18 protein-coding genes and 2 tRNA genes are annotated in these 19,056 nt (G+C 54.1%); 8 read left to right on the forward strand and 12 right to left on the reverse strand.

The features are described from left to right. Positions 1–49: 49 nt before the first annotated feature. Positions 50–1,732 (reverse strand): thiamine pyrophosphate-binding protein, encoded by a 1,683-nt coding sequence (locus DHf2319_RS04315; RefSeq protein ID WP_243479599.1) that lies wholly within the window; start codon positions 1,730–1,732, stop codon positions 50–52. Positions 1,733–1,859: 127 nt separating this feature from the next. Between DHf2319_RS04315 and DHf2319_RS04320 the strand changes: the two genes are divergently transcribed. Further along, positions 1,860–2,771, forward strand: coding sequence for a LysR substrate-binding domain-containing protein (locus DHf2319_RS04320; RefSeq protein ID WP_243479600.1), 912 nt, complete (start codon positions 1,860–1,862; stop codon positions 2,769–2,771). A gap of 9 nt (positions 2,772–2,780) precedes the next feature. On the opposite strand, the gene DHf2319_RS04325 is transcribed toward DHf2319_RS04320, so the two are convergent. The 7 genes from DHf2319_RS04325 to DHf2319_RS04355 form a co-directional block, all read right to left on the reverse strand. Next, positions 2,781–3,857, reverse strand: coding sequence for a helix-turn-helix domain-containing protein (locus DHf2319_RS04325; RefSeq protein ID WP_243479601.1), 1,077 nt, complete (start codon positions 3,855–3,857; stop codon positions 2,781–2,783). A 69-nt stretch (positions 3,858–3,926) separates the two neighbouring features. Beyond that, positions 3,927–4,784 (reverse strand): formyltetrahydrofolate deformylase, encoded by an 858-nt coding sequence (purU, locus tag DHf2319_RS04330; protein WP_243479602.1) that lies wholly within the window; start codon positions 4,782–4,784, stop codon positions 3,927–3,929. Then, a complete protein-coding gene (locus DHf2319_RS04335) occupies positions 4,765–5,907 on the reverse strand; it encodes an NAD(P)/FAD-dependent oxidoreductase (RefSeq protein WP_243479603.1) in 1,143 nt (380 codons plus the stop codon). The genes purU and DHf2319_RS04335 overlap by 20 nt, the downstream gene beginning before the upstream one ends. A gap of 3 nt (positions 5,908–5,910) precedes the next feature. Further along, on the reverse strand, positions 5,911–6,411 hold the full coding sequence (locus DHf2319_RS04340; protein ID WP_243479998.1) for a flavin reductase family protein: 501 nt from the start codon (positions 6,409–6,411) through the stop codon (positions 5,911–5,913). Continuing rightward, the gene (gene pdxH / locus DHf2319_RS04345) at positions 6,408–7,040 is read right to left on the reverse strand and encodes a pyridoxamine 5'-phosphate oxidase (protein WP_243479604.1); all 633 of its coding nucleotides are present in this window, start codon (positions 7,038–7,040) and stop codon (positions 6,408–6,410) included. The genes DHf2319_RS04340 and pdxH overlap by 4 nt, the downstream gene beginning before the upstream one ends. A gap of 56 nt (positions 7,041–7,096) precedes the next feature. After that, a complete protein-coding gene (locus DHf2319_RS04350) occupies positions 7,097–7,663 on the reverse strand; it encodes a gamma-glutamylcyclotransferase (protein ID WP_243480000.1) in 567 nt (188 codons plus the stop codon). A 124-nt stretch (positions 7,664–7,787) separates the two neighbouring features. Further along, the gene (locus tag DHf2319_RS04355) at positions 7,788–8,897 is read right to left on the reverse strand and encodes an MFS transporter (protein ID WP_243479605.1); all 1,110 of its coding nucleotides are present in this window, start codon (positions 8,895–8,897) and stop codon (positions 7,788–7,790) included. 257 nt (positions 8,898–9,154) lie between these two features. Here DHf2319_RS04355 and DHf2319_RS04360 point away from each other — a divergent pair, with 257 nt between their 5' ends. The 4 genes from DHf2319_RS04360 to DHf2319_RS04375 all read left to right on the forward strand — a co-directional run bounded on the left by DHf2319_RS04360 (position 9,155) and on the right by DHf2319_RS04375 (position 14,224). Beyond that, complete coding sequence (locus DHf2319_RS04360; protein ID WP_243479606.1) at positions 9,155–9,967, forward strand: tRNA threonylcarbamoyladenosine dehydratase; 813 nt, start codon at positions 9,155–9,157, stop codon at positions 9,965–9,967. A 121-nt stretch (positions 9,968–10,088) separates the two neighbouring features. Then, entirely contained in the window at positions 10,089–11,720 is a 1,632-nt protein-coding gene (locus DHf2319_RS04365; RefSeq protein ID WP_243479607.1) for an ArnT family glycosyltransferase, read from the forward strand. Then, positions 11,701–13,449, forward strand: a complete 1,749-nt coding sequence (gene araD, locus DHf2319_RS04370) for an L-arabinonate dehydratase (RefSeq protein WP_243479608.1) — start codon at positions 11,701–11,703, stop codon at positions 13,447–13,449. Before DHf2319_RS04365 ends, araD begins: the two co-directional genes overlap by 20 nt. 64 nt (positions 13,450–13,513) lie before the next feature. Next, positions 13,514–14,224, forward strand: coding sequence for a ribonuclease activity regulator RraA (locus DHf2319_RS04375; protein WP_243480001.1), 711 nt, complete (start codon positions 13,514–13,516; stop codon positions 14,222–14,224). A gap of 47 nt (positions 14,225–14,271) precedes the next feature. Here DHf2319_RS04375 and DHf2319_RS04380 read toward each other — a convergent pair. After that, positions 14,272–14,347 (reverse strand) — tRNA-His (locus DHf2319_RS04380). Positions 14,348–14,370: 23 nt separating this feature from the next. On the opposite strand from DHf2319_RS04380, the gene cls reads away from it, so the two are divergent. Continuing rightward, the gene (cls, locus tag DHf2319_RS04385) at positions 14,371–15,828 is read left to right on the forward strand and encodes a cardiolipin synthase (RefSeq protein WP_243480002.1); all 1,458 of its coding nucleotides are present in this window, start codon (positions 14,371–14,373) and stop codon (positions 15,826–15,828) included. 20 nt (positions 15,829–15,848) lie between these two features. On the opposite strand, the gene DHf2319_RS04390 is transcribed toward cls, so the two are convergent. The 3 genes from DHf2319_RS04390 to DHf2319_RS04400 form a co-directional block, all read right to left on the reverse strand. Then, positions 15,849–16,604: an ABC transporter substrate-binding protein gene (locus tag DHf2319_RS04390; RefSeq protein WP_243479609.1), complete on the reverse strand. Its 756-nt coding sequence runs from the start codon at positions 16,602–16,604 to the stop codon at positions 15,849–15,851. Positions 16,605–16,624: 20 nt separating this feature from the next. After that, positions 16,625–17,497 carry an EamA family transporter gene (locus DHf2319_RS04395; protein WP_243479610.1) on the reverse strand — a complete coding sequence of 291 codons (873 nt, stop codon included), beginning with the start codon at positions 17,495–17,497 and terminating at the stop codon, positions 16,625–16,627. Positions 17,498–17,507: 10 nt separating this feature from the next. Beyond that, a tRNA-Arg gene (locus tag DHf2319_RS04400) sits at positions 17,508–17,584 on the reverse strand. Between the two features lie 82 nt (positions 17,585–17,666). On the opposite strand from DHf2319_RS04400, the gene DHf2319_RS04405 reads away from it, so the two are divergent. Beyond that, the gene (locus tag DHf2319_RS04405; protein WP_243479611.1) at positions 17,667–18,290 is read left to right on the forward strand and encodes an L-threonylcarbamoyladenylate synthase; all 624 of its coding nucleotides are present in this window, start codon (positions 17,667–17,669) and stop codon (positions 18,288–18,290) included. A gap of 18 nt (positions 18,291–18,308) precedes the next feature. Further along, a complete protein-coding gene (locus tag DHf2319_RS13100; RefSeq protein WP_243480003.1) occupies positions 18,309–18,959 on the forward strand; it encodes a site-2 protease family protein in 651 nt (216 codons plus the stop codon). The last annotated feature ends 97 nt before the right edge of the window (positions 18,960–19,056 follow it).

Raw genomic sequence — 19,056 nt, forward strand, 5'->3', positions numbered from 1 at the left:
GTACTCCTGTGAAAGCGTTTTGTTTGGATTGAAAGTGTTCGTGCCCGGCTCAGTTGCTTTGCCCTGCCGCACGTAACTTGGCAATCGTGGTGGTGGGTGTGATTGCTTCGGGATCTGTGATCAGGTGCAAGATGGCCGGTTTGTTGCTTTTGACGGCACGCTCGAATGCTGCAGGGAAATCAGCGGTCCTTTCTACACGCTCGCCATAGCCACCGAAGGCCTGGGCATAGGCTGCGAAGTCCGGGTTTTGCAAGTGCGTAGCCGATACCCGACCCGGATAGTGCTTTTCCTGGTGCATACGAATCGTGCCGTACATGCCGTTATCGACAATCAGCACGATGATGGGCAGGTTGTACTGAACCGCAGTTGCAAATTCCTGCCCATGCATCATGAAGCAACCGTCACCAGCAAAGCACACGACCATTTTGTCAGGCTGGCCACGCTTGGCTCCAACCGCCGCGGGTAACCCATAGCCCATTGAGCCAGATGTGGGTGCCAGCTGGGTGCCGTATTGCTTAAATCGATGAAACCGATGTACCCACGTCGCGTAGTTGCCAGCACCGTTGGTGATGATGGCATCAGCTGGCAGCGTTGATTCCAGATGCGCCATCACACCGCTCATTTGCAACTCACCTGGAACCGTCACTTGCGAGGCATCGCTCCAGGCCAGATAGTTGTCGTGCAGCCGCTGCGTGTCGGATGCCCAAGGCGTTTGTGCGGGTGCCGGCAAACTGCTCAATTCGGCAGCGAATGCCGCCGGCGATGCATTAATTGCCAAAGTGGGCGCATACACACGTCCGAGTTCATTGCTATCTGGGTGGACATGAACCAGTGCCTGCTTAGGCACAGGAATATCGAGCAATGTATAGGATTGGCTGGGGATCTCTGACATGCGTGAGCCTACGAGCAGCAATAAATCAGCCTGTTGCAGCTTCTTCAGTAGTTCAGGATTGATACCCAGACCCACATCGCCGATGTAGCAAGGGTGCTCATGGTCAATGAGCATTTGGCGCCGAAACGACGCGGCCACCGGTAACTGGTAGCGTTGTGCGAAATCGGCAAACTGCTTGACGGCCTCAGGTGTCCAGCGCGCACCACCGAGCACGGCAACCGGTGATTTGGCCGCTGCAAGCCGTTCGGCAAGGTGGGCCATCTGGCCTGCGGCCGGCGCGCTTTCGATAGCCTGCACGTAAGGCGCATCCGTGACGGTGGCAGTCTGCACCAACATGTCTTCAGGCAAAGCGATGACGACAGGACCTGGTCGTCCCGAGACGGCCACATGAAATGCTCGCGAAAGCACCTCTGGAATGCGGGCGGGATCGTCAATTTCAGTGGCCCATTTTGCGGCCTGACCGAATACAGCGCGGTAATCCATCTCCTGGAAAGCCTCGCGCTCACGCATACCACGCTCGATTTGACCGACAAAGACGATCACAGGCGTCGAATCTTGCTTCGAAATGTGAATGCCAGCAAGGGCGTTAGAGGCTCCCGGACCTCGCGTGACCATACAAATACCCGGGCGCCCGGTTAGTTTGCCGTGGGCGTCAGCCATCATCGCCGCACCGCCTTCCTGACGACAAACGGTGACGTTGATGTTCACGTCCACTAGCGCATCGAGTACCGCCAAAAAGCTCTCACCGGGCACTGTAAACACATGCTCCACCCCTTGGGCGACGAGTTGATCGACGATGAGTTGCCCGCCAGTGCGAGCAAGTGGTTGATTGGCTGCCATAAATTTGTGTCCCGTCGTGTTTATGTTGGTTATTTGTTCACTAGAATATGTTCATATATTGCACATTGCAATTGATAAAATTGCACAATGTTGTGTTGTGATCGCAATTTCTAATGACGAGGTGCCCTTGAGAAAAGGAATCCCTAATTTAAGCGCGTTGCAGGCATTCGAGGCGACCGCGCGTCTGGGCAGCTTCACCCGGGCAGCTGATGAGCTTGCTCTGACGCACAGCGCGGTGCATCGTCAGGTAAGCGCTCTGGAGGCCCGGCTCGGTGTCGAATTATTTAGCCGGGTGCGGCGGCGCATCGTATTGACCGATGCAGGTGCTGAATACGCCGGACGAATACGTCAACATCTTGATCAAATTGAGAAAGATACCTTTAGTCTCATGAGTAGAGCGAGCCTGGGTCGCAGACTGCACATCGCGGTTTTGCCGACACTGGCAGCTAACTGGCTCATCCCGAGGCTGAAAGATTTTCAGCGGCATTATCCGGACATATCGGTCAGTTTGTCGCTCAGAACGCTGCCATTTCAGTTTGACGATGAGCCCTTTGATGCAGCGATCTATCACAGCCATGCGGCGTGGCCGGGCACGCAGGGCAGTTTGCTCTTTGCCGAGCGGGAGTTGGTCCCGATTTGTTCGCCACAGCTGTTGGCTAATTTGGGGTCAGCCCAGGACCTGACGCAGTTAACGCATCTTCATTTGAATTCAAGGCCAGACGCTTGGCGTCAATGGTATGAGCATGTCGCCGTCCCCTATCCGGCCGAGGCCGCAGGTGGTCCCAGATATGAGATGTTTGCGATGGTTTTATCGGCTGCCCAGGCGGGTTTAGGTGTGGGGCTTGTACCGCGATTTTTAGTGCAGCAGTTACTTGACCGCGGAGATCTGGTCATGCCAGTTAGCGAGCCACTGCCAGTGTCGCAGGGCTATTACTTCGGCTATCCAATGCGCAATGAGGTCACGGCAGCACTGCAGGCGTTTGAGCAATGGATCAATCAAGCTGCCCAAGCCAGCTTTGAGCGCGTGCGACCATCGTAAAGCTGGTGTCTAGCGAAGGTCTTGGGCTGAGAGACGTGCGACGTTGTTGCCGCCCCTTGTGAATGCATTCACCTCCAGGGGGTTGCCCGCGCGAGATGCACTGACGGCCTGTGCATTTCCAAAAGTCAGCAAGCTAATTTCGGCAATTGGTACGCTCAAAGTCTGCCCGGGCTTGTAGATAGCTTGCTCTACCCGACCATCCGTAAATCTGACCTCTACCCAACAGTCAGCATTGAATTGCGCCTCGATGACCTCGGGTGCCGGTGATGCGGCAGCTTGTGGTCTCGTCTCGGATTCAGTGGCCACTGCTACTGCAGGCTGCGGTTCAGATATCTGCGCGGATACTGGCTCAGGCACTTGTGCTGGCTCGGTTGCGGGTTCAGCGATGGGTCCTGTGGTTGCTTGTGCGACTGCTGCGACACCGGATTCCGGCTGGCTCGGGGTCACCACTGCTGTTGCTTCAGTGACGATTTGGACGTTTGCGGTCGGCGTCACAGATGTTTCGGCTATCGCTGGCGTTTGCTCGCGCTTGGGCAAAACCGGGTCGGCAGGCTCAACTGTGGGCGGCACCGCTGTTGCGGGTGTTTGAGCTTTGATCGTCGAGTCTGCAACGGTTTGCGCGACCGTATCTTTGCGGTTGCCAAGCCAACCCTCCTTGATCGCAAGCCAAGTGCCGGCGCCAATCAGTATCAGCAGCAGAGCCCCAAGCCATACACCAGCTTTGCTTGGTCTTGAAGCGCCAGGCAGGGCGTCAGCGCTTAGCGTTTGCGACTCCCGCTTGGCAAGTTTGGCAGCCGAGGGTGAGTTTTTGACGCGATTTAACGCGATCTGGCTGTCAGTGAGTCTGAGCTCGGTGACCGGTGGTTCTAGCTGGATGTTGAGGTGCCGAGCATACTTTTCAACCGCACGAATATAGTAGCCTGGGCCATGAAACGCTGATAGTGAACCGCTTTCAAGTCCCTGTAACTGTGCGCTAGATAGCATCAAAGCTTGTGCCAGGCCACTTCTCTCAAGGCCGGCGTCTATACGCGCTCGTTGTAATTGTTCAGCCCACTGTTCTAGCGGTAATTCATCAATGTCTTGCATGCTTGCGTATCGCCACGACCATTTATTTGCTAAGGATACGGGCAATAGGCATTTCTGGCTACTGGAGAACTACCTAAATACGACGGTACGGCTGCCATTGAGCAAGATGCGTTGCTCTATGTGAGCCTTGACTGCACGCGCCAGAACCAATGACTCGACGTCACTGCCCACACGCGTCAGATCCTGCACGCTCATGGCATGATCAACCCGCTCGATGTCTTGTTCGATGATGGGACCTTCGTCGAGATCAGGCGTGACGTAGTGCGCTGTGGCACCAATCAGTTTCACGCCCCGGGTATGGGCTTGGTAGTACGGTTTGGCACCTTTGAAGCTTGGCAGAAAGCTGTGGTGAATATTGATGGCGCGACCGGATAATGCCTGACACAGCTGCGGCGATAGGATTTGCATGTAGCGCGCCAGTATCACCAAATCGACGTTCAGGCTTTCGATCAGTTCGAGAATTGCCGACTCTTGTTGCGCTTTCGTGTCCGCAGTGACAGGCAGGTAATGAAAGGGCACGCCATGTGAGTTCACCAAGCCTTCGAAATCGCGGTGGTTGGAGACGACCGCGACGATCTCGGCGTTGAGTTGGCCACTGTGTACTCTGAACAGTAGGTCGTTCAGGCAATGTCCCTGCTTGCTCACCAAAATCATGAGTCTGGCCTTGCTCTGCGCGCCGTGAATTTGCCATGTCATGTCAAATGCGTCGGCAATCTCCGCCATGTCAGACTTAACCACATCAATGCTTGCATCGGTTAGCGTGAAGTGCACACGCAGAAAAAAGCGTCCTGTTTCCTCATCCCCAAACTGTTGGGCGTCAAGAATGTTGCCCTGATGATTAAGCAATAAGCCGCTGATGCGGTGGACGATGCCGATGCGATCCGGGCAAGAGAGGGTGAGGATATAGTCAGGTGAGGTGGGGCTCATGAGGCTTTTCTAAAGAATCAACAAGATGATGACGAACTTCCTGGGCGATGGCCATGGAGGCTGTCAAACCAGGTGATTCTATGCCAAACAGATTAACCAGGCCTTTCAGGCCGTGATCCCCCGGTCCAGAAATAACAAAGTCCGCTGCCGGCTCGGTTGGCGCCGAGATTTTTGGTCGGATGCCGGTGTAGCCCGGCTGCAGTGCGCCATCTCTAAGGTCTGGCCAGTAGCGTCTGACCGCGTCATAAAAGCCTTCACTGCGTGACATGTCCAAGTCGTAATTCTCTGTCTCAACCCACTCGGTGTCGGGCCCAAACTTGGCCTGTCCCCCCAAGTCCAGTGTCAAGTGAACACCAAGCCCCGCCTTTTGAGGGACCGGATAAATGAGATGATCGAAGGGTGCTTTACCCTGCAAATTAAAGTAACTGCCCTTGCATAAATAAGCAGTCGGCACCTTGTCTGGTTGCAAACCATCAATTCGTTTTGCCGTCGCCGGCGCCTGCAGACCAGCTGCATTGACCAGTATGTCACAGCTTAAAGTCATCGGGTCTTTGCCACCGAAAGAGACTTCGAAGCCGCCTTCAGGCAATACTTTGGCATGCTCAAATGGGCAATGAAACACGAATTGCGCCCCAGCGTTTTCTGCGTCTGCCTGATAAGCCAGCATGAGTCCGTGGCTGTCGATGATGCCGGTTGATGGCGAGAGCAGCGCTGCGGTGCAGGCAAGTGCAGGTTCAAGGGCGCGGGCTTGTTTGGCGTCAAGCCATTGAAGGTCTTTGACGCCATTGGCGTTTGCTTTTTGCAAGATCCCTTTTAGTGTGTCGTGCTCAGACTCGTCGGCCGCGACAATCAGTTTGCCTAGCTGTCGATGATTGACACCGCGCGCGCGGCAATAGTCATAAAGCATGTGCTTGCCCTGCACACACAGGCGAGCTTTAAGGCTGTTGGCTGGGTAGTAAATACCTGCGTGGATCACCTCGGAGTTTCGCGAGCTGGTGCCAGTGCCTATGGCCTCGGCTCGGTCAGTAACCAGTACCTCGAGGCCATGCATCGCAAGTTCGCGTGCTACCGCTAACCCAACAACGCCGGCCCCGATGACGATGCACTCAATGTCCTTGCTCATGGTTTAACCACCAGGCGTGAGATCGTAACCACCGCCATGGTAGATCAGCGGCGCGCGTGTTGAGTGCGCACAGGCTTCAACCTCTCCAATGAGCACAATGTGATCACCTTCCTCATAGAAGCGTCGGTTATAGCACTCGAACCAGGCCGCGCAATGCGCATCGAGTCGTGGTGCACCGTTGGGACAGTCGAGAAGTCTTTGACCAGAAAATCGTTCGGCTGGGGTGCCACTGGCAAATCGTTTGGCTAGCTCAAGTTGATCGTTGGCTAGTACTTGAATGACATAACGTTCACATTGCTCGAATACAGCCAACGAATGTGAGGAACGCTTCAGGCTCCAAACCACGAGTGGCGGATTCAAAGAAACCGAATTAAATGAACTGACGGTTAAGCCGACAGGCACGCCAGTTTGGTCGCGAGCAGTTACGATCGTGACTCCGGTTGGAAACCGGCCCAATGCCTGCTTAAATTCGCGATCGTTAAAGGAAGGGGCCCGAGCAATCATGGAGACAGACGCTCGATGATCCATTCGCCATCGGGGCTTTGTTGGTAGGCTAGCCGATCGTGCAAACGTGATGGCCTGCCTTGCCAAAACTCAAAATAGGTAGGTCGGACGCGATAGCCACCCCAGTGATCAGGCCTAGGTGGCGAATCACCATATTTTTGGGAGACTTCTTCGACTTTGGCTTTGAGCTGTTCAATGCTGACAGGTTGGCTTTGTGCCGATGCCCATGCGCCAATACGGGAGCCTAGCGGACGGCTTTGGTAGTATTCGTCAGACTCTTCGGGGCTGACTTTTTCTACAACGCCCTCGATGCGTACTTGTCTCTCAAGTGGCTGCCAAAAAAATAGCAAAGTGGCCCGTGGCTCGTCCGCAAGCTCGCAGCCCTTGCGTGATTGATAGTTGGTGTAGAACACAAAGCCGCGCGTGTCATAGCCCTTTAAAAGAACAATCCTGGCGGTTGGTTTGCCGGTTGAGTCCGCTGTGGCTAGAGTCATCGCGGTTGGCTCAGCAGCTGGCAAGGCAATAGCCTCATTCATCCATATCTCAAACTGATCGAATGGAGATGACTTGGCTTGCGATTCAAGTAATTCGCCTTTTTCGTAACTCTGTCTGATATCAGCAACTGACATGGTCTTGTGTCTTTGAGCAAGTAATAACGATACGAGTAGTGTACTGCCACATACATCTAGCGATAGTCAGTGGCCAACCGTTCTTGCAGCCTTATTGCCAAACGCGCGAGCTTTTTGTCCTCAATACCGGCGGCTGATAAAGCCTGATGGGTCTGTACCACGTAGTCTATACAGGGTCCATATGAACCACTGGCTCGGCAAACAATCTCTACCGTTTGGTGGTCTAGAAGCCCACGTACATACCCCGGGTTGCTGCGATCGATCACGAACGCCAACGCCTTAACCGGCCCACTATCGGTTTCGCAGCGCAGCCAACGTGGGTGATAAGCGCCAGTGGCCATTTCCCTGCGCCAGAGTGCTTCAAAGGTTGTAGGCACTGTGCTGGCCGGAATTCTGAAAGTCACACCACGACAGGAGCCACCACGATCGAGTCCGAACACCAGCCCTGGGGTTTGTGGCGTGCCCCGGTTCACACGTGACCAAAGGCATAGCGCGCGGTGATGACCTCGCAGTGTGCTCAAGCGTTGTTCCCGGAAATCGAACTCGGGGTTCCAGATTAACGAGCCGTAGGCGTAAATCCATAAATCGGTATCGCCTGACCACCCGGCAAGGGCCTGTCGCATCGACGCATGGCGCTGATCATCTGTCAGGAAGGTGGGCGCTTCAGAGGGGGCGGGCAGTTCGCTGGATTGGCTCGGTATGACGGTCATGGTCTTCGCTGCGATGTCGAGTCAGGGCCCTGAAGAATTACTTGTCACTGTCTTTGCCGCTGCGTCGCGTTAGCCAAGCGCCAGTCGCCAGAGCAACAGAGGTCAACCAAAATAACGGCATGATGCCCGAGATTGCGCCTAACGCGCCAAATGCCAGCGGCATTGATACCTGCGAGCCGTTAACCAAAGCCATACGCATGCCGAACACTTCGGCTCGGCGTCCCGCTGGTGCATGTTGCTGGAGCAGGCTCAAGATGCTCGGTTGCGTGCTGCCCAGCGACAAGCCCAGCATAAAAGACAACATCATCAGAACCCACGCCTGACTCATCCATGGATAAATCACAAAGTACACTGCTGCTGAAATCATCGCAAAATGAATCATTGCCCAAGGTTTTACCCATTTCTGAATAAAGGGTAAAAGTATGCGAATCACAAACGTCGCCGCTGAAAACACAGCCAGAATGAAACCGATGGTCGTGGCACTAAAGCCAAGTTGTACGCCATACAGGGGCACGACAAAGTAGTGGGTATCCCAGGCGCTAGCTAACAGCAGGTTTGATATCAGGGCGTAGCGCAAAGAGCGAATCTTCCATAGATCGCCCATGCCACTGGATTGCTCTTGCTTTAATTGGGGCTGATGGCTTTTTAACAATATCGGTCGTAAGCGGTTAACCGCAAAAAAAGCAGCTGCCGGACAAAGCATCAGCATGAAAAATGCCCAGTGATGCCCGATATAGTCAATCGACAAGCCTGCGATCAGTGGACCGCTAAACCCGGAGACCGCCATGGCCATGGCGAACCAGGAATAGTTTTTGAGTCGCACAACTGGATCGCTGTCTCCTAGCAGTCCTTGAACGGCGATTTGAAAGCCCATGTGACCAATGCCAATCGAGATGGCGGCAATCGCCAACGTGCTCCAGTGGGGCCAAACCCAAGGTACAAACGCACCGATCGTTGAAATAAGGGAGGCTAGCCACATGGCTCGAAAGCTGCCATGGGCGTCAATTTTTTTCCCCGCCGTGATGGCTAAAAACATGGGCAAGATCGCAAAGCAAGCAATCAGAATGCCCACGCCGACCTTGCTGATTCCAAGCTGCACTGCATTGAGCATGACCGATACGCGTCCACCTGTTAACGCGATATGCATGAGCATAATCAGCACGCACCATATGACTGCGTGTGGTAGGTGTTTGGGTAATTGCAGTGAGAAACGCAAGGTGACGCTGACCTGAGTGACTGATCTCCGAATGTCCGATTGTGCGCTCGAAAGCTATCTTTTGTCTAGAAATTCGCTGCAATTTCAGCGTACTAGCCTCTTCTCGTGTCAAAATCCCAACCACATCCGACATCCTGCGCCATCTGGGATGCCGACAGGTTCCTCGATATTTTTTATTCGATAATTCAATGACATCTTTTGTAGATAAAGCAACGGACTTGGTTGGTCCGGCTGATCTTGAGCGGCGCTTCGGTTCGGTTGACCGTGCATATGGGCATGTCGTCACGGATACCTTGAGGGATTGTCACGTCACGGTGGTCGGTTTGGGTGGGGTCGGCTCATGGGCAGCAGAGGCATTGGCCCGAAGTGGGGTGGGGCAACTGACCCTGATCGACCTCGATCACGTCGCGCAGTCCAATATCAATCGACAGGTACATGCTTTGGACACGACCCTTGGCCAAGCCAAGGTGTTAGCGATGAGTGAGCGCATTGGCTTGATCAACCCAGCCTGCGCTGTCAGTGCCGTGGAGGAATTCGTCGAGACGGATAATGCGGATGCGCTGTTGCCGCCCACTTCGGATGTGGTGCTCGACTGTACCGACCAACTGTCAGCAAAGGTGGCCATGGTGCTGTTGGCTAGACAAAGGCAACAGGCGCTGATTGTGTGTGGTGCGGCTGGCGGCAAGACTGACGCTTTGACACTTCGATATGGCGATTTGCGCGACAGTACTCACGATGCTTTGCTGGCACGTTTACGTTCGACCCTGCGAAAGCGCCATGGGTTCTCTGGTGCTCAGGCAAAACGGGTCATACGCATGGGTGTGAACGTGCTCTGGTTCGAGCAACCGGCGCACCGTCCGGTTTCCCTGCCTGCGTCTGCCGGTATTTCAATGCCCCTGGCATGCGCTGGTTATGGGTCACTGGTGACTGTTACAGCTGCCATGGGGCTCGCCGCTGCTGGCAAAGCATTGGATTTCTTAACCCAGAAAAAAGCGTCCTGATTCTTGGCCATGTCTGACCATATGTTTGAGTCTTTGATGCTGTCGGTATGATTGAAAGTATTTTTGTGTGAACTGATACCTGCCTAGCTGGGCAGTCGCTACGTCATAAGGAGTATGGGATTTGTCATCGACTGATTTAAATAACTCCAGATTTGCCGAATTGATGTCATGGCTGTGCCGGGGTTGGGCAGCGCTCATGCGACCAAGTGGTGCTATTTGGCTATTGATAGGCACCCTGGTTTGGCTCGGTATTTTTGGCTGGCCAAGGTCGTTGCATATTCCTGATGAGGGTCGCTACGTTGGTGTGGCCTGGGATATGGTTCGATTTGACAGCACCTGGACGCCACTTTTGAACGGCTTGCCATATTTTCACAAGCCGCCTTTGTTTTATTGGCTCAATGAGGCCGCGTTCTTGTTGTTTGGGGTACATGAGTGGTCGGCACGACTGCCTTCCATCCTGATCTCATGGTTAACAGTGGTTGCACTGTACTTGTTTGTACGCCGTCACCGTGGCGTTGAAGTGGCCACGGTCAGTGTGTTGGCGCTCATCACCATGCCCTACTACTACGGCGCCTCGCAGTATGCCAACCTCGATATGCTTGTCGCTGGCATGATTTCTTTGACGATATTGGCTGGTGCAGAGGCGGTGTCGCGGGCCGCTGCCGGCGAGCCTCGTGCGAGTTGGTTTGCGATTGCGGCAGGTTTTTTAGCGGCATTTGCTGTCTTGTCTAAAGGTTTGATCGGCGTAGTACTGCCAGGCGGCGTCCTGTTTTTCTGGATTCTGGCGACGCGGCGATGGGTTGGACTCAAAGTGCTGTTGGCGCCAGGCGTTTGGCTGGCGTTTTTGTCCATCATGGTGCCCTGGTTCGTGTTGATGGAAATCTACTACCCCGGCTTTTTGCACTACTTTTTTGTGTATCAGCACTTCGAACGTTATCTCAGTGACGGTTTTAACCAGCAGCAACCATTCTGGTTTTTCATACCCGTTGTATTTGGCATGAGTCTGCCATGGTCTATCTGGTTGTTTCGTTTTGGTTGGCAGCGCGGTGAAATCACGTTTGATCGAAGCTGGTTTTGGTTGATGGGTTTGTGGATTGTGGTGATCGTGGTGTTTTTTTCGATCCCGACATCCAAACTGATCGGCTACACAGTGCCAGTGCTGCCCGCATTGGCAGTGTTGATTGCTGAAGTGATTGTGGGTACGTGGAACGGGCTACGAGCAGAGCGGGATATTCGTTGGACGGTAATCACATTGATAGCAGCGGTAACAGCCTGCATGATTGCCTTGGTCGTATTCTTGTTTGCTAACGACCGAAGTTCCAAGCCATTCGTGCAACAGTTCCAGTCCGAGATGACGGTCGATGACCAGTTTGTGTTTCTGGATGTGTATCCGTTTGATATGCAGTTCTACACCAGGGATCCCAAGCCAGCCTGGGTGGTCTTTAACTGGCCGGCCTTACCTGCAGGCGACACATGGCGAAATGAATTGGCAGAGGCTGGTGAACATGTACCGGATAAAGCTAAAGAGGTTTTGATTACACCAGAGCAGTTATTGCCGCGGATATGCCAGAATCCGAATCGAACGTATTGGTTTGTGGCTTACCCAGAAGCCAAGGAGCCAGTGGCGTTTTTGGCGCATCTTGATCCAATTTTTGTCACCCGCTATCGAGTCGAGATGTGGAAACTGGTGCCTGATGCAACTTTCACGAGTAAGTGGTGTACCGGAGAACAACATGAGTCAACAAAACAATAGAACAAGGTCAGCACAGACCTTTCGCAGCGCCCGTTGGTTTGCACCCGACGATTTGAGATCATTCGGTCATCGGTCCCGAGCTATGCAAATGGGCTATTCGGCCGACGACTGGAAGGGCAAACCTGTCATTGGCATCATCAACACATGGTCTGACATCAATCCCTGTCATACGCACTTCAAACAGCGTGTGGACGATGTGAAACGTGGTGTTCTCCAAGCAGGCGGCTTTCCGATCGAATTGCCAGCCCTGTCGCTGGCTGAGCAGTTCGTCAAACCCACCACCATGCTCTACCGAAATATGTTGGCCATGGATGCTGAAGAGTTAATACGCTGTCATCCGGTAGATGGCGTGGTGCTCATGGGTGGTTGCGACAAGACGACACCTGGTTTATTGCTCGGGGCCACGAGTGCGGGTGTACCTGCGATCTACATCCCTGCCGGCCCGATGCTGCGTGGTAACTGGCACGGCAAAATACTTGGGTCTGGCTCAGATGCTTGGAAGTATTGGGATGATCGCCGCGCCGGACTGATTTCTGACAAAGATTGGACCGAAATCGAGGGGGGCATTGCGCGCAGTCACGGGACGTGCATGACCATGGGAACGGCATCGACCATGACTGCCATTGCCGAGACTTTGGGGATGACTCTGCCGGGCGCTTCTTCTATTCCAGCGCCGGACTCCAACCATGTACGCATGTCGGCTGAAAGCGGCCGGCGCATCGTTGAGATGGTTTGGGAAGATCTCGTGCCCAATAAAATTCAAACTCATCAAGCGTTTGAGAACGCGATCATGGTTGCCATGGCCATGGGTTGCTCGACCAACGCCATTATTCATTTGATCGCTCAGGCCAGGCGTGCCGGGTGCAATATTGGCCTAGACGACTTTGATCGGTACAGCCGAATTATTCCCGTCATTGCTAACGTCAGGCCAAGCGGTGATGAGTATCTGATGGAGGATTTTTATTACGCGGGCGGTCTGCCAGCCCTGATGTCACGTCTAAAGGATCATTTGCATCTGGATGCAATGACGGTGACTGGCAAAACTCTGGGCGAGAACATCGCTGATGCGCAGGTCTATAACGATGACGTGATTCGGCCGCTTGATAATCCGATCTACGCTGAAGGCGCACTTGCCGTGTTGCGGGGTAATCTGGCGCCCGATGGTTGTGTGATCAAGCCAAGCGCCTGTCCGGCTCACTTGCATCAGCACACGGGACCCGCCTTGGTATTTGATGATTATCCATCGATGAAAGCGGTGATCGATCGCGATGACCTCGAAGTCACGGCTGATCATGTGTTGGTGCTACGTAACGCGGGTCCGCAAGGAGGACCGGGTATGCCTGAGTGGGGCATGCTACCGATGCCTAAAAAGTTGCTCAAGCAAGGTGTACGTGACATGTTGCGTTTGTCAGATGCCCGCATGAGTGGCACTAGCTACGGTGCTTGTGTGTTGCACATCTCGCCTGAGTCCTATGTGGGAGGACCTTTGGCGCTGATTAAAACTGGTGACATGATCACGGTTGACGTGCCTAACCGAACTATCCGGGTTGAGATATCGGACCAGGAGATGCAAAAGCGCCGTGAAGCCTGGACGCCTCCCGAGCGAAGGTTTGAACGCGGCTACGGGTGGATGTTCTCACAGCACATTGAGCAGGCTAATGAGGGCTGTGATTTCGACTTTCTGAGAACCGAGTTCGGTAAGCCAGTGGGTGAGCCTGATATTTTTTAAATCCTGACCGTGTGCGACCGAATTGGCGACAGATCAATATGATTGGAGACTTCTCGTGAAAGAATTGAAAGCCGAAACCAGACAGCGCCTGATGCATGTCAGCACGGCAACACTAGCGACGTTGTTGTTTAAGCGGGGCTTGAAAAACCAGTTCATTCAAAACGTTTCACGACTATCGAAGGCTAATGAGAACATGGTGGGCCCGGCGTTTACTTTACGTTACATGCCCGCCCGTGAAGATCGAAATGGAATCGAAGTGTTTCAGAATCGGCAACATCCGCAACGCCAGGCCATCGAGCAATGCCCGGCGGGTGCTGTCATGGTGATCGACAGTCGTAAGGATGCTCGCGCTGCATCGGCTGGAGGTATCCTGGTTAGCCGGCTCAAGCAACGTGGCGTGGCTGGGGTTGTCACCGACGGCGGTTTTAGAGACTCAGCCGAAATTGCCGTGCTGGGAATCCCGGCTTATCACCAACGCCCATCGGCACCGACTAATTTGACCCTGCATGAGGCAATTGACATCAACGTCCCCATCGGCTGCGGTGATGCACCGGTTTTTCCGGGGGATGTCATCGTCGGTGACGCTGACGGCGTGATTGTGATCCCGGCCGAGATCGCCGATGAGCTCGCCGTGGCTGCTGCCGATATGACGGTGTTTGAAGACTTTGTGATGATATGCGTTAAACAGGGCAAATCCATTCTGGGTCTCTACCCGCCAACAGATTCGGAGACAGTGGCGCTGTTTGAAAGCTGGAAAAAAGAGAACGGGTTCTAATGGGACAAACTTGAAGACGAATAGATAGAGATCGGGGTCGGGGAAGCTGGGGTGGCTGACGGGACTCGAACCCGCGACAACCGGAATCACAATCCGGGACTCTACCAACTGAGCTACAGCCACCAAAGGACGTAGATATTAACATGATCGATGAGATCGGGCAGTTGCTGGAGCGCTATTGGCCACACATTGTTTTAGTGGTGTCCATCCTGGCCAGTTTGGCCACAGCCGTGCACGCTGCCATGACCAAGCAAGACGTGCGGGCGGCCATCGGTTGGGTTGCGGTGGTGATACTTTCGCCGCTGCTAGGCGCCACATTCTATTTGTTCGCCGGGATAAACCGGGTGCGGCGTGCACGCGTCACCCAGCAGCGGCGTTTGGCTCAGCCAGGGCGTGAGTCGATTGATCGTCTCGAAGTCAAACATCTTGGACAGGCGTTTGATGATCACATCAAGCCTTTGAAGCGTCTGGGCAATGAGGTCAATAAAAATGTGGTCCTGCGTGGCAACCAAATTGAGATGCTCGTAGGTGGTGATCAAACCTATCCGGCCATGTTGGAAGCCATCGCAACAGCTCGTACCTCGATTGCCTTGCAAAGCTACATATTCGATCACGACGGCATCGGGATTCGAATCGCGCAGGCGTTGATCGATGCCCAGCAGCGTGGTGTGAAGGTGCGGGTATTGATTGATTCAGTCGGTGCCAAATACTCGCGCCCACCGATTACGCGGATGCTTCAGGATGCTGGCATCGCGGTAGGCCGTTTTTTGCCTACAGCGATCGGTCTACGGCTGGTATACGCCAACATGCGCAGTCACCGGAAACTGTTGGTTGTGGATGGCGACTTGGCACTGACGGGCGGCATGAACATTCGCGAAGGATTCATGCGCGAGTTTGCTGGCGATGATGTGGCAGTCGACACTCATTTCAAAGTCAGCGGGCCGGTAGCGCGACATTTGATGGAGAGTTTTGCGCATGATTGGGAGTTCACCACCGGAGAGCGATTAGAGGGTGAGGCCTGGTTCGCGTCAATCCCAACGGAATCGGTGGTGCAAGGTGTCCCGATTCGGGTCGTGTTGTCCGGGCCAGACCGCGCCATCGGACGTAACCAATCGATGCTGCTCGGAGCACTTTCCGTGGCGCGTAATCATGTTCGCATCCAGTCGCCGTATTTCTTGCCAGAACCGGTGCTGATTGGCGCGTTGGTCACCGCCGCCCGGCGTGGTGTGCAGGTCGATATTGTGATTCCGGCCAATAACAATCTGAAGCTTGTCAGTGCTGCCATGGAAGCGCAACTTGACCTGTTGTTGCATGGCGGGGTTCACGTTTGGCGTGCCAATGGCGCGTTCGATCATTCCAAGTTAATGACTGTGGATGATCAATGGTGCTATGTCGGTTCCTCTAATGTTGACCCCCGAAGTCAGCGACTGAATTTCGAGCTTGACATAGAAGTGTTTGATCACGAGTTGGCGCGTGCGCTAGCTAAATCGATTGACAACAAAATCAATCACGCTAAACGAGCAACCTTGGCGGAATTGGCAAATCGACCGTTTTGGGTGAGGCTGCGAAATCGGTTTATCTGGCTGGCCTCACCTTTGTTGTAATCGAGGTTGTTATTTTGATGTCACAGATCCGCAATTAATGGATCCCTATGAGGATCTGCTGCGGGTGCCACACCAGCCCCCTTGATGCCATGACGCTCCAGAGCTGTTTGCACAAATCCCGATGATTTCATCTGTTCAACGAATTGCCGCAAAAAACTGGCGGCGGATTCGCCATATTGTTTTGGTACGCCCATGGCTTGCCGAATCACCATAAACCGGCCCGGCAAAAGCCGCAGCTCAGGTCTTGCGACAATATCTGATTCGAGTTGTTGCTTGACACCAGCGGCGACATCAGCGTTCGTTTCAAGAAACGTGCTGACCACCGTTTGCGAGGAACTCGCCCGCTCTATTTGGGCATGTTTTATGTTTCTGCTCAAAAAGAGGTCGTAGGCACTGCCTTTGCCGACGATGATTCTATGTTCGTCTCGATCGACCTCCTCGTTGGCTTGCAAGGGACTGTCTTGGCGCACGAGGTAAGCACCCTCAATCAACACATAGGGCGCACTAAAAGCAATTTGCTCGCCGCGTTTTGGGTCGATCGCAAAGAACCCAACATCAGCTTTGCCGCACTCGAGCGCTTGAACCGAGTCGGCTGCTGTTTGAAACACCACCAGTTCTGTGGGCACACCGAGTCGTGCGCCTAGTTCACGGCTAAGGTCGACAGAAACACCAGCAGCGCTGCCGCCGTCAGATCTGGCCAGAATGGGGTTGCCAGTGTTGATGCTTACGCGCAGGCTGCCGTGTGGCGCAAAGATTTTGGCTAGTGCATCGGACATTCTTACGGTCTCCATTTGGTTTAGCTGCGTTTGGCTTGTCGCATAGCCGTTGCCGTACAACCGGCGCTTGCCGCCATGATGCAGCCAATGGCCAGTATTTGTGCCAAGCTGAGTGTTTCACTCAGAATGATAGCGCCAGCAATCGCTCCAAACATCGGTTCAACACTCACCGTCACCCCAAAGGTTTTAGTGGGGAGGTAGCGCAGCGCATGCATCTCAAGCGTGTAGGGAATGGCTGAAGACAAAAGTCCAACGAATAGGCCGGTGGCCAGTAAGCTGGGATTTAAAAGCTCTGCGCCAGCTTGTGCTATGCCGAAAGGCAAGGCCATGGCCGCTGCTGCCGTCATGCCCAGACCCGTGACTTGTCCGGCGCGTAGATGGCTCGCGCGTCTGCCAAGTACGATGTAAGCGGCCCAGAAAGCACCGGCACCTAGAGCGAGCACCACACCGGTTGGATCTAACGGTTGGTCAGCACTCAATACGGGTGTTAGTAGCAAGAGACCGAGAACAGCGAGTGCCGCCCAGAGGAAGTCGACGGCACGCCGTGAGCTAAAGATCGCTAATGCCAGTGGTCCAGTGAACTCGATAGCGATTGCCACGCCAACGGGCAGGGTGTCCAGTGCAGCGTAAAACAGCAAATTCATCATGGCCAGCATGGCACCGTAGGGCAAGATCCGCTGCCAATCAGCTCTAGAGGTCACCCAGCGCCATGGGCGAAACCAAATCAGCAGGATCATGGCACCGGTTGTGATTCGATATGCCGCAGTTCCCAAAGGGCCAACCGAACTAAAAAGTGTTTTTGCCAGCGAGGCACCGAACCCGATCGACAACATGGCACCCATGACCGCGAGCACGGAAAATAGGATTTGTCGTTGGCTGGTGTTCTCGGGCATGCTGTTCTGATGGCGCCCCCGGCGTGACTCGAACACGCAACCACCCGCTTAGAAGGCGGGTGCTCTATCCAGTTGAGCTACGGGGACAAAGATTGAGCATTTTAACCACCGAATCAAAGCTCTGCTGTGTTAGGCTTGGACTCTGGTATTTATTCGGTGTTTGCTGAGCATGACAGAGTTTTTTGCAGTTCACCCTACTAACCCACAGCCCAGAGCGATGAGCCAGGCTGCAGCGTTGATCGCCGATGGTGGGGTGCTGGCTATTCCAACCGATTCTGGTTATGCCCTGGTGGCTCATCTCGATGACAAACAGGCCGCTGATGAGTTGAGGCGCTACCGCGGTCTGAATTCGCGGCATCATCTGACTTTATTGTGCCGTGATTTGTCAGAAATCGGTCAGTTTGCCAAAGTCGACAATCAGCAGTACAGGCTTTTAAAGCATGCGACGCCTGGGCCATGGACCTTTATTCTGGCCGCCTCCCGAGAGGTACCTAAACGAGTGTCGCATCCATCACGTAAAACAATTGGCATACGGGTACCCAATCATCCGGTCACGGGCGCCTTGCTCGAACTTGTGGGCGCACCGGTATTGGCCACGACCTTGATATTGCCCGGCCAGGATGCGCCGCTCGTGGATCCTGAGGATGTGCGTGAGGCTTTTGGCAAACAGCTTGCCGGCATCATTGACGCTGGCCGGTGTCCCTGGCAACCGACCACGATCGTGGATCTGTCTGGCAGCGCACCCGAAATATTGCGACTTGGCGCGGGCGACCCGGCCAGCATTGGATTATGAGGCAGTGAGATGTCCGGAATGGAAGACTTGATTCAAACGATTGTTTTATATGCCTTGCCAGTGATTTTTGCGATCACGTTACATGAGGCTGCCCACGGTTATGTGGCCCGTGTGTTCGGTGATCCTACTGCCACCCTCGCGGGCCGAGTGACCTTAAATCCGACCAAGCATATTGATCCGGTGGGCACCATTGCTGTGCCGTTGGGTATCTTGCTGATGTCAAAACTTTTTGGTGGACCGCCGCTGCTGTTTGGTTGGGCCAAGCCTGTGCCAGTTGACTTTGGTCGACTAAAGAACCCCAAGCGAGATATGCGTTGGGTTGCCTTGGCAGGGCCTGCAGCGAATTTGTTCATGGCTGTTTTATGGGCGATGTCTGTGCGCCTGCTGCTAGAGGCAGGCGCAGGCCGGGAAAGCTTCTGGTTCCAAATGGCAGTCATTGGAATCCAGATCAATCTGGTGTTGATGGCTTTAAACCTCTTGCCATTGTTACCACTCGATGGTGGCCGCATTTTGTTTAGCCTGCTACCCAATCAACTAGCCTGGCAGTACGGCAGGCTAGAGCCCTACGGCATGATGATTTTGATTGTGCTGTTGGTCACTGGCAGTCTGTGGATGTTTCTGGAGCCTTTTATGGCTTTGGGCCGCTGGATAGTGCAGTTATTTCTCTAGCAGGCAGGCAATGGTCAGTGCGCACGCCACGGCATGCTTCCGGTACACTATCAGGACTGAATCGACAGGGTGTCTCGCCTGTCAATAGCCTAACCGT

Source organism: Orrella daihaiensis (genome assembly GCF_022811525.1).
Taxonomy (GTDB): Bacteria; Pseudomonadota; Gammaproteobacteria; order Burkholderiales; family Burkholderiaceae_B; genus Algicoccus; species Algicoccus daihaiensis.